Consider the following 13,780-nt stretch of genomic DNA (forward strand, 5'->3'; position numbering starts at 1 on the left):
TGGTTAGGCTCGCAAGGGTGAGCCCTCAACAGTCATCAGCCGTCAGGCTCCACATCGTGACGGGCAAGGGCGGCACGGGAAAGACCACGGTCGCCGCCGCGCTGGCCCTCGCCCTCGCGGCGGAGGGCCGCAGCGTGCTGCTCGTCGAGGTCGAGGAGCGCCAGGGCATCGCCCAGCTCTTCGAGACCGACGCGCTGCCGTACGCGGAGCGCAGGATCGCCTCCGCGTCCGGCGGCGGCGAGGTGCACGCCCTGGCCATCGACGCCGAGCTGGCGATGCTGGACTACCTCGACATGTTCTACAAGCTCGGCCGGGCCGGCCGCGCCCTGCGGAAACTGGGCGCGATCGACTTCGCCACCACCGTCGCCCCCGGCCTGCGGGACGTACTGCTCACCGGCAAGGTGTGCGAGGCCGTCCGCCGCAAGGACAAGGCGGGCTGGCCGGTGTACGACGCGGTCGTGCTCGACGCCCCGCCCACCGGCCGGATCACCCGCTTCCTCAACGTCAACGACGAGGTCGCGGGCCTGGCCAGGGTCGGCCCGATACACAATCAGGCCCAGTCCGTGATGCGCGTGCTCAAGTCGCCGCAGACCGCGATCCACCTGGTGACGCTGCTGGAGGAGATGCCCGTCCAGGAGACGATGGACGGGGTCGCCGAGCTGCGCGCGGCCGGGCTGCCGGTGGGCGCGGTGATCGTCAACATGGTCCGGCCGGTGATGCTCGGGGACGCCGAGCTGGCGCAGGTCACGGAGGCGGGCGCGGCCCTGGGCGCGGCGGCCGGCGGCAAGGGCGCCGCCAACGGAGCCGCCAAGCGCCGTACCGCCGTGGCCAAGGCGCTGTCGCAGGCGGGCCTGGGCGGCGCCCGGCGCGGCGGCGTCGCCGAACGCCTGGTCGAGCCGCTGCTCGCCCAGGCCCATGAGCACGCCGAGCGCGTGGTCCTGGAACGCGAGCAGCGCGCCGAGATCGGCGGACTCGGCCTGCCCGTACGGGAGCTGGAGCTGCTGAGCGAGGGCATGGACCTCGGCGGGCTCTACCGGCTGGCGGAGAGCCTGCGCAAGCAGGCCGTGGCGACGCCGCCGCCCGCGGGCCGCCCGTACGACGACGGCGAACCGTCGGAAGCCGGCCCCGCCGCCGACCGAGACGACCGAGACGACCGCGATGACCGCGATGACGAGGCCGAGGTCTGAGATGAGCCTGGAGAGTCCCGTGCTGGAGATCGACCCGCTGCTGGACGACCCCAAGACCCGGATCATCGTCTGCTGCGGATCGGGCGGCGTCGGCAAGACCACGACCGCCGCCGCGCTGGGCGTACGGGCCGCCGAGCGGGGCCGTACGGCCGTCGTGCTCACCATCGACCCGGCCCGGCGGCTCGCCCAGTCGATGGGTCTGACCGAACTCGACAACACCCCACGTGAGGTGGCCGGAATTGATCGGTCCGCCGGTGGCACCCTGCACGCGATGATGCTCGACATGAAGCGGACCTTCGACGAGGTCGTGGTCCAGCACTCGGATCCGCAGCGGGCCAGGGCGATCCTGGAGAACCCCTTCTACCAGTCGCTGTCGGCCGGTTTCGCGGGCACGCAGGAGTACATGGCGATGGAGAAGCTGGGCCAGCTGCGGGCCCAGGACGCCTGGGACCTGATCATCGTCGACACCCCGCCGAGCCGCAGCGCGCTGGACTTCCTGGACGCGCCCAAGCGCCTCGGCTCCTTCCTCGACGGCAGGTTCATCAAGCTGCTGATGGCCCCGGCGAAGGTCGGCGGCCGGGCCGGGGTGAAGTTCCTGAACATGGGGATGTCGATGATGACCGGCACCCTCAGCAAGGTGATGGGCGCCGGGCTGCTGCGGGACGTGCAGACCTTCGTGGCCGCCATGGACACGATGTTCGGCGGCTTCCGCACCCGCGCCGACGCCACATACCGCCTCCTCCAGGCCCCGGGCACGGCCTTCCTCGTGGTCGCGGCGCCGGAGCGGGACGCGCTGCGCGAGGCGGCGTACTTCGTGGAGCGCCTGGCCGCGGAGGACATGCCACTGGCCGGCCTCGTACTCAACCGGGTGCACGGCAGCGACGCCGCCCGGCTCACCGCCGAGCGCGCGCTGGCCGCGGCGGAGGCCCTGGAGGACGCGGTCGCGGACGCGGCGGAAGAGGCAGCGGCCGCCAAGGACCGTACCGACGGCGGCGACCCTGCGGAGGGCGGCCGGTCGGAAGGCGGCCGGTCCGAGGGCGGCCGATCCGAGGGCGGCCGGTCGGAAAATCTTCACGCCGACCGCATTGTGGATCTATCCCCGGGGAAAGCTGACTGCGGTACCCGCGACGGCACCCCGGACCGTACGGAAGGAGACCACCAGGACCGTACGGAAATCCTCGCCGCCGGACTGCTGCGCCTGCACGCCGAACGTATGCAGGTGGTCGCGCGTGAACGACGCACCCGCGACCGCTTTGTGTCCGTGCACCCGGAGGTGCCCATGGTCGATGTCACGGCGCTGCCCGGCGACGTGCACGACCTGGAGGGGCTGCGGGCGATCGGTGAACGGCTGGCGGGCGGTCAGCCGGCCGCCGCGTAGTCGTCCTCGTCGCCGAGCGGCAGCAGCCCGGTGCTGCGCTCGTACTCGGTACGGGCCGTCTCCAGCAGGCGACGCCAGGACGTCACCATGGGCCGGCGGCGCAGCAGCGCGCGGCGCTCACGCTCGGTCATACCCCCCCACACACCGAACTCCACCCGGTTGTCGAGCGCGTCCGCCAGGCACTCGGTCCGCACAGGGCATCCCGTGCACACCGCTTTGGCCCGGTTCTGGGCCGCACCCTGGACGAAAAGCTCATCCGGATCTGTCGTCCTGCACGCGGCCTGCGTGCTCCAGTCGGTTACCCAGCTGCTCATGCTGGCGCCGTCCTCTCCCGAATCGAGGCTCCCCCACGGCGGCAAACGGCATATTCACCGTCGCCAGTTGAGGACGTTACGGAAGGTAGGCGCGGCGCAACAGCCCTTTCAGGCCCAATCTTGCATGGCCCGAATGGACTATGCGTGCCCGGCAGATCACCCAACGGAGTGAGTGACGACAAACCGGATTCATGGGACAAAAGGCGGCAGTTCGCGCGGCGCAGGGGGCAAGTCCCCAGACATATGCCGAATTTCAGGCAGTTCTCATCACTCACAAGAGTGACTACGGGAGACAGAGCTGCGCCCGACGATCGCGCCCTGTCCGTTACAGAGTAGGCGAACAGATGGGCGCACGTCCGGGGAATCGCCACGTAGGCTGCCTTCATGGCTCACAAGCGTTCGGGCGGGGGGCTGTCCTCAGCCCAGCAAGCCGCCAAGTTCCTCGGTGTCAGCGTGCTCGCCGGTGTGGTCCTGGCGGGAATCGCCCTGCCGGCCGCCGGCGCCCTCGGCCTGTCGGCGAAGGGGACGGCCTCGGGCTTCGACGACCTCCCCGGGGAACTCAAGGCGCCCCCGCTGAGTCAGGCGTCGAAGATCCTCGACGCCAACGGCGGTCTGATCGCGACCGTTTACTCGCGTGACCGCACGGTCGTCCCGATCACGAAGATGAGCCCGAACATCCTCCAGGCGATAGTCGACATCGAGGACTCCCGCTACTACGAGCACGGGGCCCTCGACCTCAAGGGCATCCTGCGCGCGATGAGCCACAACGCCTCCGACGGCGGCACCCAGGGCGCCTCCACGCTCACCCAGCAGTACGTGAAGAACGTCTTCGTGGAGGAGGCTGGCGACGACCCGGACAAGGTCGCCCAGGCCACCCAGCAGACCGTCGGCCGCAAGATCAAGGAGATGAAGTACGCGATCCAGGTCGAGAAGGAACTCGGCAAGAAGAAGATCCTGGAGAACTACCTCAACATCACCTTCTTCGGCGAGCAGGCGTACGGCATCGAGGCCGCCTCGCAGCGCTACTTCAGCAAGCACGCCAAGGACCTGAACCTCAACGAGGCCGCCCTGCTGGCCGGTCTGGTGCAGTCGCCGAGCCGTTACGACCCCATCAACGACGAGCAGGAGGCGCTCAAGCGGCGCAACATCGTGCTCGCGCGGATGGCCCAGCTCAAGGACATCACCCCGGCCCAGGCCGAGGCCGCCAAGAAGGCCCCGCTCGGTCTCAAGATCAGCTCGCCGAAGAACGGCTGCATCACCGCCGTCAACGGCGCCGGCTTCTTCTGCGACTACGTGCGCGAGACCTTCCTGCAGAACGCCGCCTTCGGCAAGACGAAGGAAGCCCGCGCCAAGACCTGGAACACCGGCGGTCTGACCATCAGGACCACGCTCCAGCCGCAGGCGCAGAAGTCGGTGCTCAACGGCATCAGCAAGCACGTCTACAAGAGCGACAAGATCGCCGCCGCGGTCACCCTGGTCCAGCCCGGCACCGGCAAGGTCGTCGCCATGGGCCAGAGCAGGCCGTACGGCTTCGGCACGCACGAGACGCAGATCAACTTCTCGGTCGACCAGCGGATGGGCGGTGGCCTCGGCTTCCAGAACGGTTCGACGTTCAAGCCGATCACCGCGGCGGCGGCCCTGGAGGCCGGGTACAAGCCGGACCAGACGTACCCCTCGCCGAACAAGATGGACTACCCCGACGTCACCAACTGCGACGGCGCCACGGTCCACGACCCCTCGCCGACCAAGAACGAGGACCCCTCGGAAGAGGGCCCCTACGCGATGCCCGAGGCGCTGAAGAAGTCGATCAACACGTACTTCCTCCAGCTCGAAGCGAGCGTCGGTCTGTGCCCGATCGTGAAGATGGCCGAGAAGCTGGGCGTCGGGCGGGCCGACGGCAAGCCGCTGGACCAGATCGCCTCGCTCACCCTCGGCTCCAACGAGGTCTCGCCGCTGACCATCGCGGCCGCGTACGCCGCCTTCGCCAACCGCGGTGTCTACTGCACGCCGATCGTCATCAACTCGGTGATCACCTCGACGGGCAAGCACCTGAACGTGCCGAAGTCGATCTGCTCGCAGGCGATGTCCCAGAAGACCGCCGACACCCTCAACACCATGCTCAAGGGCGTGGTCGACGACGGTACGGGTGAGGCGGCCAACCTCGACGGACGCGAGACGGCCGGCAAGACCGGTACGACCGACGAGCGCTGGGCCGCCTGGTTCGCGGGCTACACGCCGAACATGGCCGCCGCCGTGTGGATGGGCGACCCGGAGCGCAAGCACAAGATGATGGACATCACCATCGGCGGCCACTACTACGACAAGGTCTACGGCGCCGACGGCCCCGCGCCGATCTGGAAGGACGCGGTGAGCGGCGCGCTGGACGGCCAGCCCTCGCCCAGCTTCGTCACCGTGCCGCTGAACGTGCCGGACAAGAACACGACGCCGCCGACGAACGATCCGGGAGACGGCACCCAGCCGGGCGACGACGGCAAGTACCACGGCCCGGGCCACGGGCACCAGACCGGGGGCGTCACGGTGATGGGCGCCACGAACGGGGCCATCACCGGCGGCACCACCGGCACGGTCGGCGGCGTCGACGGGGCGGCGACCGCGGGCGGCGGGACGACCGACGGCGCGGCGACCGGCGGGGGGACGACCACGGACGGGTCGACGGGGGGCGGGGAGCAGCCGCCGTTCACGCTGCCGTCAGGGGCGATCGGCGGGGACGCGGGCGGGACGAGATAGCGGGTCCGGCGGGTGGTGGGCCGGCGGCTGGCGGGTCGGCGGGTGGCTGGCGGGTCGGCGGCTCCGGCGGGTCGGCGGGTTGGCCTGAGGTGACGGCCGGGAGGTAGCGGCCGGCGGTTGGCGGCCGGGAGGTATCGGCCGGAGCGAAGACATGGGTAAGGGGCGCCTCACAGGGTGGGGCGCCCCTTACATGTGCTGGGGGTGCGGGGTGCCGTCGGGGGCTCAGCCGGCCAGCTGGCGGCGTACCTCCGCGGCGACCCGGCCGCCCTCCGCGAGCCCGGCGACCTTGGGGTTGACGACCTTCATCACCGCGCCCATCGCCTGGGGGCCGGTGGCGCCGGACTCCGCGACCGCCGACCGTACGATCTCCGCCACCTCCTCGTCCGTGAGCTGCTTCGGCAGGTACTCCGCGAGCACCTCGCCCTCGGCCAGCTCACGCTTCGCGGACTCCGCACGTCCACCCTGCGCGAAGGCGTCCGCCGCCTCGCGCCGCTTCTTCGCCTCCTTGGCGATCACCTTCAGCACCTCGTCGTCGGAGAGCTGCCGGGCCGTCTTCCCCGCGACCTCCGCGTTGGTGATCGCGGAGAGGGTGAGGCGGAGGGTGGCGGAGCGCAGTTCGTCACGGCCCTTGATCGCCGTGGTGAGGTCGTCCTGGAGTCGCTGCTTGAGGGTGGTGGTCATACGGCCGATTTTCGCACCCTAAGGAGACGGGTGCGCCGCATTAAGCGCGGGGGGGCTCCCAGGGGCCGCCCCTGGGAGTGCGGAGGGGAGTCCTGGGGACCCTCCCTGGCCGCCCCTCCTCGGCACCTTGGCGTCTTGGGCGCCTTGTCACCGTGGCACCTTGGCGGCCTATGGCACGGACGCCGTCCGGACTCTGACACGATGGGAGCATGCGCGCGCGATACGGAATCCCTCTCGGTGTGACGGCGGCCGGCGTGGCCTGTGTGGCGTACGCGGCCGGTTTCGAGGCGCGGTCCTTCCGCCTGCGACGCGTGGAGATCCCGGTGCTGCCCGAGGGCATGCGGCCGATCCGCGTCCTCCAGCTCTCCGACATCCACATGGTGTCCGGCCAGAAGAAGAAGCGCCGCTGGCTCCAGTCGCTCGCCGGACTGCGTCCCGACCTCGTGGTGAACACGGGCGACAACCTGTCGGACCCCACCGCCGTACCCGAAGTGCTGGACGCGCTGGGCCCATTGATGGAGTTCCCCGGCACGTACGTCTTCGGCTCGAACGACTACTACGGCCCCAAGTTCCGCAATCCGGGCCGCTACCTGGCGGAGAAGGCCCGCGGTCAGCACGGGCTCAACGGCAAGAGCCACAGCGCGCACGGCGTCATCCGCAACCCGTGGGGCGACCTGCGGGACGCCTTCGACGCGGCCGGGTGGGTCGGCCTCAGCAACTCCCGCGGCCGCCTCAAGCTCGACCACGGCCCCGTACTGGGCCTGACCGGCCTGGACGACCCGCACATCAAGCGCGACCGTTACGCCGCGGTGGCGGGCGGCCCCGACCCCGACGCCGACTTCAACCTGGCCCTGGTCCACGCCCCCTACCTGCGGGTCCTGGACGCCTTCACGGCCGACCGCTACCCGCTGATCCTGGCCGGCCACACCCACGGCGGCCAGCTCTGCATCCCCTTCTACGGCGCGCTGGTCACGAACTGCGACCTGGACACCGACCGGGTGAAGGGCCTGTCCACCCATACGGCCACGGGCTCGACGTCCTACCTCCACGTCTCCGCGGGCTGCGGCACGAACCGCTTCACCCCGGTCCGTTTCGCGTGCCCTCCCGAGGCCACGCTCCTCACCCTGACCCCGGCCCCCCGAAACCGGATTTCTCCTCAGGCCCCGGGTCCGCTAAAGTAAACCCCGTTGCACCGGGGTGTGGCGCAGCTTGGTAGCGCGCTTCGTTCGGGACGAAGAGGCCGTGGGTTCAAATCCCGCCACCCCGACGGTATAGCAGCAGGTCAGGGCCCTGATTCCTCCGGGAATCGGGGCCCTGATTCGTTCCCGGGGGCGTCTTGGGAGCCATTTGGAAGCCAACCTTCACATCCGGCTCCCGGGCGGGAGCGGCCCGGCTGGGCAGGACGCCTGAGACGGCCCGAGCAACGGCGCTACGGTCGCCCCCACGGATTGCCAACCCGGGGGAGGCCACATGCAGGACAGATCAGCGGAACAGGGTTCGGGGGCCGTAACGACGTCCGGAACTCTCATCGCCGGAGAAGTACCGCTGACCGAGGTCATGTGGCCAAGCTCCGGCAGAACCGACCCGTCTTCCACTCCGAAGCGGACCTCCAGCACAGCTTCGCGCGCGTGCTGTGGGAACTGGCGCCCAAGATCCAGTCCAGGCTGGAAGTGCGCCAGAACGCACCCGACGCCACCGACGCCGAATACCTAGACGTCCTCTGCATCGGCCCCTCAACCCGCACGCCATCGAGTTCAAGTACCACGGCGCAGTGGACCGGAACGGCCGGGCAGCCGGAGCGAAGGCCTCAGGTCAGGGCACTCTTACGCGCTCGTCAAATGTCCGCAAAGCCGCAGGGTGTTCATGCTGGATCAGCCGGATTTGGCCCCGCCGGGCGCGAGACCGGAATGGTCAACTCCAGCTGCCGGTGCCTAGCCTGTCCTGCGCACACCCTGTGAACTCTATGTGGGGGGAACCGCATGAAACACAGTCCGAATCGCCGTGCCATGGCGCTGACCGCAGTCGTCGGCGCGGCGATGGGCCTGGCGCTCACCGGGGTCGCCGCCGTCCCGGCGCAGGCAGACGACCAGCCGGTCATCGCCCTCCAGCAGATCGCGCCGGTCGCGGTCTCCCCGGCCATCCTGGCCGGGGTATCGAAGACCGCGATGCCCTACCTCTCGTTCGCGACCACGGCGAAGAGCCTGAGCACCAGCGCCACGCTGACGATCGACGTGACGAAGCTCTCCAAGATCGCGAGCGTGACGTTCTCGGGCAACTGCACGGTGGTCCAGCACGTCGCCAGCTGCGGGGAGTTGTTCTACTACGACGACCTGACCGGTGTCGGCGCGATCGGCGCCGAGACCCAGATGACCGTGAAGGCGAAGGCCGGCGCGCCGGTCGGGTCGTCCGGCGGCTACACGATCAGCGGCACCGCGAACAACGCGGCGATCGTCGGCGGCCAGGGCACGGTGGAGATCGGCGGACCGGCCTACAACCAGGCCCAGCCGACGAACCTGACCGACCTGGCGGTCGGGTCGACCGTCAACGAGCCGGTGCGCTTCACCAACATCGGCGACCGCGCTGCGGACGGCACGCAGGTGCTGCTGTGGGCGTCACCCGGGATCGGGTTCGCCAAGCACTTCGCCAACTGCGAGTACAGCGCCGATGGCGGCCCCATGGTGGCGGAGATGGCGCTGTGCACCATCCCTGGACAGGTGCTGCCGGGGGAGAAGGCCGCGCTCGCGCCGGCAGTCCGGCTGAACGTCGAATCGACCGCGTACTACACCTACCTGGACTCGATGATCGCGCCGACCGGTGACCCTGGCATCCAGCAGTCGGCCGCGGGGCACCAGTGGGCGCAGGGCGCCGGCGGCCAGCTGACGCTGAAGGTCATCACGCCCGGAGCCGCCAACGACGCGCCGTCCGGCGTCGTGTCGCTGTCCGAGCGCGGCACGCACGGCAACTACCGCATCACCAGCCTGCAGGCCGCCAACACGGCGGACTTCTCGGTGACCGGCGCAAGCGCCACCGCGGCCGAGGGCGACACCGTGACGCTGGACTTCGCCATGACCAACAACGGTCCCGCGACCATCTTCTACCGCAGCGGCGACATCGTCGGCATCGTCGACGTCCAACTGCCGCCGGGCACATCGCCCGTCAGCTCCTCCGCCAACTGCCATCAGCAGGGCGGTGGGTACTACTGCTCGAGTCAGAGCATCGTCTCGAGGGCCGGCGCCGTCACGGACTTCTCCCTCACCCTGCGCGTCGACCAGGTGATCCCGGGCGCCCAGGGCTCCGTCTCCATGGACTGGGGCCCGGCCGGGCACCCGGCGTTCGACACGAACACATCGAACGACACGGCCGCGCTCACCGTCAACTGACCCCGTCCCCACGCCCGGAGGGCCGGTTCCCGCCACGGGAACCGGCTCTCCGGCCTTGAGCACCCACTTGCGGAAGCCCATCTAGATGCAATACCACTGACTTAACGGCGCGAGCGAGCCCTTGATCTGCGGCGATGCCCTCGATGGCGGGCTCTGGAAGGCTGCAAAGTCACCAGTACTGCCGCCCGAGCCGGTCGGCTACACCGTCGCGCACGCGCTGGCCGCGGACCATCTGCGGCAGGGGCTCGACGTGATCGCCGAGTGCGTCAACCCGATCGCTGCCTCCCGCGGCGGCCGACTCGGCCTGGCCAACGACCTGGAAGTGCTGTTCGCCGAGGTCAAGATGGTGTGCTCCGATCCGGCCGAGCACCGACGGCGGAGCAACCGGGCGCACCGTGCGCATCCCGGGTCTGCCAATGCCCTCCTGGGCCGACATCAAGGACCTTGCCTACGAGGCCTGGCCACGGGACCACATCGTGGGTGGATACCGCGCGCCGGACCGTCGAGGAGTGTGTACGTGAAATCCGCGAACAGCTTCCAGTCGCCGGTTCCGGACGGGTCCGGCGTTAACCAGCCGTGGAAACACGAGCGATGGACAGGTCAAGCCGCTCCGAGCTGAGACGAGCGGCAACACGTGCCTGGCCGCGACCCGTGAGCGGAAGAGCGGAGCCCTGCTTCGCAGCCGAGACCCGAAGAACCCATCACGCCCTGGAGCGCGGGAAACACCGTCCCGGAGAGAGTGATCACCGCCGCACGTCCACGGTGGGGCCGAGCAGTTCCAGCGCCTCCTCCCAGCGGAACCGGTCAGCGCCCCAGCCCGCCTTCGCCGGATGCGACTCGCGGGAATGACCAGGATGCCCATCCCGCGCAGCCGGGCCGTTGTCGAAGAACACCATGCCGACGCAAGAGCAGCGTTCTTGGGCGGCAGCGTCGTGATGGAACGCCGAACCGAGAAGTCCGACCTCGACATCGTGGTGTGCTGTGCCGGGCCGTGAATCCAGCAGCCCAGTCGGCGAGCTTTCCCCGCCGATCCACAAGGGTGTCATCGAGGTCAAAGAGAACCAGAGGGCGCCGCACATCCGCACCCTAATTCGCGCGGGCCGGCCCTACATCACCGGCGGAACACCAGTCAGTCGACTGGATCGTCAATCCACCGGAACCAGGCCCGTTCGCCCTCGACATGCAGCAAGAACTCAGCCACCGGCCCCGCCGGTGCGACAAGCTGGAGCTTCACGTTGATCTCGCCAACCACAGAGTCCCACTCGTCCCGGTCCTCCTCTTCGGTCAGCGCCAGTTCACGTTCGAACAGCGGCTTCACCTCGGCGAAGCCTGCCGTCGGCACGAAGCGCCCGGACAGCCAGGGGAAGTCGCCCTCCTCAACGAGGATCTCGCCGACCACCTCCTCTCCCCGGCGAAGCCGCCAGATGTCTCCCTCGTTCCACACCTCAACCACCCCTCCACACTCCCGAGTCGATACTGCGGAGCCTTCCACGGAGGTCTGACACAGCCCGCAGGACAACACTGATCACCAGGGTCCGGCAGCCTCCGGCTGACGGACCCCCAACCTGTCGCTCATCGCTCTTCATCCGCTCCACTTCGTTCCCAAATTAACGAACTGGGGCGACCAGCAGCCTTGGCAAAATTCGCCCAGCCTCATCACCGATCGCATGACCGGCGCATCCTGCCACGCCTCCCGCATGGAAGAGCGGCCGCGTGAAGCAGTCACCAGCAGCCGCCTTGTCCTTCTCGCGCACCCTTCCCGTACATGGACTTGCCCGCCAACCTCAGCGAGGACTTCGCTCCGCCATGCTGACGCCCATGAAGGGCGATCTGAACTACCGCCGCCGGGTCCAGGACCGCCTCTGACCCGCCGCTACCCGTAGGCCGTTGTCACGGACTACTTCCCCGGCCCTGTCGCTGCCGCAACTGGCAATCGACCTCAACGCCGCCGATGCTGGCGCACGAGCGGCACCCACGTCCTCATGCAGGCCAAAGCACAAAGGAGGTCGACCTCAGTCCGAGTTCCCGGCGTTCGCCGCTTCCGACACGCTGCCCAGCCAGAGGACATCGCGGGCGCGCGTCATCGCGACGAAGAGCTGGCGCCGGGCAAGTTCCTGACGCTCGCGGGCGGCCTCCGCACTCCCTTCGCCCGTGGGCACTGCCGTGTCCCATCGCGGGAGGTAGACCCGTTTGAACTCCAGTCCCTTTGAACGGCGGTAGCTGCCGAGCTTTACGCCGGGCACCGAGTGGCCGTCGTAACGCTCCAGCAGGAAGACCGGAATGCCGAACTGGGCAAAGAGCCACTGGTAGTGGTCCATGGTCCGCTTGGACGAGCACAGCACGGCTGAGTCCGCCTGCTGCTCGGCGTCAAGGCTGTTCAATACCTCGACCAGCGCTTTGTCGTGCTCTTCAGACGTCGACCGCTCGACCCGCTCCACCACGCCGTCGTGATGGATGAGTTCGACGTCGCGCCTTCCCGACAGGCGTACGCCGTCGATGTCTTCGAAGGAGTCCCCCGCGACGCCCTCCAGTGCGGTGTCAAGGATCTCCTTGGCGTTGCGGTAGTTGGTACGCAGCACCTGGCCTCGGTCCCCGCGGACCTCAATGCCCGCGTCGGACAGCCGGAAGCCACCGGGGTAGACGGCCTGTTGGCCGTCGCCCACCAGCAGCAGCCCGTTCGGCGCGTCACCGACCAAGGCGTGCAGGAGCCTGGCTCCGACGAGTGTGAGGTCCTGCACCTCGTCGGCGATCACCGCGGCGTACGGCGGTATGGCGCCGCCCTGCACTTCTGCCAGCGCGAGGGAGAGAAGGTCGTTGAAGTCATGCACCCCGCGTTCCGCACGGATCGACTCGTATGCCTGGTAGAGGGCCCAAACGGCCTCCTTGTGGCGGCTTCGCAGCACCGTATGGCGGCCACGCCGCCGTACGGCGACATAGTCGGCGAAGGTCGTGATGCCGCGGCCCTTGATGACGTACGCGATCTCGTCGTGCCAGTACTGCGGCTGGGGGACAAGCTCGGCCAGAGCACTCTCGCGGCCCACGCGTTTCCACGCCAGGCTGAATGCGGTCTCCGCCTTCTCCCCGTTCACGTTCAGCTGCACGGCCCGTGCTCGCAGGTAGTCGAAGGCCCAGGCATGCAGGCTGTGGAAATCGACCCGGTTCGCGACGTGCGGGGCCACGGAGGACAGGAACGTCTGCTGGACCCGTGGCAGGTTGCTCGCGAACGTCACATACAGCACGCGGCCCGTCGTGCGCTGGGCCAGGTGGGCCGTGCGGTGCAGGGCGACCACCGTCTTGCCGGTACCGGCCGGGCCACTGATCCTGGCGGGCCCCGCCCAATTGCGGCGGACCAGCGCGACCTGGTCGGGGTGGAGGAACGTCATCCACCGCTCGATGGGTGCGCGCATCGCCTCGTCGAGGGCGGCATTCCGCATTGCCTCGATGTCAAAGAGCCCGAGCGGTTCGGCGTCAGGTGCCCCTGCGCCTGCCGGCAGCGCGGCCTCCGAGACCGACGAGTTCTCGTACTCCGGGAGGGTCCGCTCCAGATGTTCGGCGACAGCTCGCACCATGGGCGGAAGGAGCCGACGACTGCCGGCCAGGAGCCATGGACCGACCTCACGCTCCCCGAGAAGATGGATTCTTCCCAACGACGCCGCGTCGACCTGCTTCCCGGCGAAGACCATGAGCGGTTGCACGGCCACAGGAGACATCCCGAATTCCGCCAACGCATCCTCGACCGTGCGCGTCACCCCCAGAAGCCTCTGAACGTCGTCGTTACGCGCTTCACCGGCGGAAGCGAGTCCGCCGGCGACAACAAGCGGGTCGGCCCGCCAGTCCTTGACGTCGATCACGAAGACGCCGGCGGGGCCGATCAGCAGCATGTACACGTTCGCCGCCTGCCTGCCCGGCCAATGGCGGTCCACGAGAAGCCGCCAGCCCGCCCGGCCGGTCAAGGTGAGGAGTTGCGCGGCCGCCTGCCGCTGCTCCTCGCTCGCGCCTTCCCACCGCCGGGCTTCGTGCCGCGCGGCCTGCCACTGCTCTCTTAGCAACCGCTCCTGGCGTCGCGCCTCCTGAGCCCTTCGTCCCACCGAT

Annotated in this window: 11 protein-coding genes and 1 tRNA gene; 6 read left to right on the top strand and 6 right to left on the bottom strand. The window is 69.2% G+C overall.

All coding sequences use genetic code 11. The annotated features are described in order from the left end of the window. The first annotated feature begins 17 nt into the window (after nucleotides 1–17). Nucleotides 18–1,187, top strand: coding sequence for an ArsA-related P-loop ATPase (locus OHA30_RS15170; protein ID WP_328914368.1), 1,170 nt, complete (start codon nucleotides 18–20; stop codon nucleotides 1,185–1,187). 1 nt (nucleotide 1,188) lies between these two features. Continuing rightward, on the top strand, nucleotides 1,189–2,565 hold the full coding sequence (locus tag OHA30_RS15175) for an ArsA family ATPase (protein WP_328914369.1): 1,377 nt from the start codon (nucleotides 1,189–1,191) through the stop codon (nucleotides 2,563–2,565). On the opposite strand, the gene OHA30_RS15180 is transcribed toward OHA30_RS15175, so the two are convergent. Next, complete coding sequence (locus OHA30_RS15180) at nucleotides 2,547–2,879, bottom strand: WhiB family transcriptional regulator (protein WP_033175459.1); 333 nt, start codon at nucleotides 2,877–2,879, stop codon at nucleotides 2,547–2,549. The genes OHA30_RS15175 and OHA30_RS15180 overlap by 19 nt on opposite strands. A gap of 384 nt (nucleotides 2,880–3,263) precedes the next feature. On the opposite strand from OHA30_RS15180, the gene OHA30_RS15185 reads away from it, so the two are divergent. Beyond that, entirely contained in the window at nucleotides 3,264–5,627 is a 2,364-nt protein-coding gene (locus OHA30_RS15185; protein ID WP_328914370.1) for a transglycosylase domain-containing protein, read from the top strand. A gap of 222 nt (nucleotides 5,628–5,849) precedes the next feature. Here the strand turns inward: OHA30_RS15185 and OHA30_RS15190 are convergent, their stop codons facing one another. Then, nucleotides 5,850–6,308, bottom strand: coding sequence for a GatB/YqeY domain-containing protein (locus OHA30_RS15190; protein WP_328914371.1), 459 nt, complete (start codon nucleotides 6,306–6,308; stop codon nucleotides 5,850–5,852). A 209-nt stretch (nucleotides 6,309–6,517) separates the two neighbouring features. On the opposite strand from OHA30_RS15190, the gene OHA30_RS15195 reads away from it, so the two are divergent. The 3 genes from OHA30_RS15195 (at nucleotide 6,518) to OHA30_RS15205 (ending at nucleotide 9,688) form a co-directional block, all read left to right on the top strand. Further along, the gene (locus OHA30_RS15195) at nucleotides 6,518–7,489 is read left to right on the top strand and encodes a metallophosphoesterase (protein WP_328914372.1); all 972 of its coding nucleotides are present in this window, start codon (nucleotides 6,518–6,520) and stop codon (nucleotides 7,487–7,489) included. 12 nt (nucleotides 7,490–7,501) lie between these two features. Further along, nucleotides 7,502–7,575: transfer RNA gene (locus tag OHA30_RS15200), tRNA-Pro, on the top strand. A 739-nt stretch (nucleotides 7,576–8,314) separates the two neighbouring features. After that, the gene (locus OHA30_RS15205) at nucleotides 8,315–9,688 is read left to right on the top strand and encodes a hypothetical protein (protein WP_328914373.1); all 1,374 of its coding nucleotides are present in this window, start codon (nucleotides 8,315–8,317) and stop codon (nucleotides 9,686–9,688) included. Nucleotides 9,689–9,857: 169 nt separating this feature from the next. Here the strand turns inward: OHA30_RS15205 and OHA30_RS15210 are convergent, their stop codons facing one another. From OHA30_RS15210 to OHA30_RS15225, 4 genes are all read right to left on the bottom strand, one after another. Further along, the gene (locus tag OHA30_RS15210; RefSeq protein WP_328914374.1) at nucleotides 9,858–10,124 is read right to left on the bottom strand and encodes a hypothetical protein; all 267 of its coding nucleotides are present in this window, start codon (nucleotides 10,122–10,124) and stop codon (nucleotides 9,858–9,860) included. Nucleotides 10,125–10,431: 307 nt separating this feature from the next. Continuing rightward, nucleotides 10,432–10,767, bottom strand: a complete 336-nt coding sequence (locus OHA30_RS15215; RefSeq protein WP_328914375.1) for a hypothetical protein — start codon at nucleotides 10,765–10,767, stop codon at nucleotides 10,432–10,434. Nucleotides 10,768–10,817: 50 nt separating this feature from the next. Then, the gene (locus OHA30_RS15220) at nucleotides 10,818–11,087 is read right to left on the bottom strand and encodes a hypothetical protein (protein ID WP_328914376.1); all 270 of its coding nucleotides are present in this window, start codon (nucleotides 11,085–11,087) and stop codon (nucleotides 10,818–10,820) included. A gap of 613 nt (nucleotides 11,088–11,700) precedes the next feature. After that, nucleotides 11,701–13,737: a nuclease-related domain-containing DEAD/DEAH box helicase gene (locus OHA30_RS15225; RefSeq protein WP_328914377.1), complete on the bottom strand. Its 2,037-nt coding sequence runs from the start codon at nucleotides 13,735–13,737 to the stop codon at nucleotides 11,701–11,703. Nucleotides 13,738–13,780: the final 43 nt, after the last annotated feature.

The organism is Streptomyces sp. NBC_00223 (assembly GCF_036199905.1).
Taxonomy (GTDB): Bacteria; Actinomycetota; Actinomycetes; order Streptomycetales; family Streptomycetaceae; genus Actinacidiphila.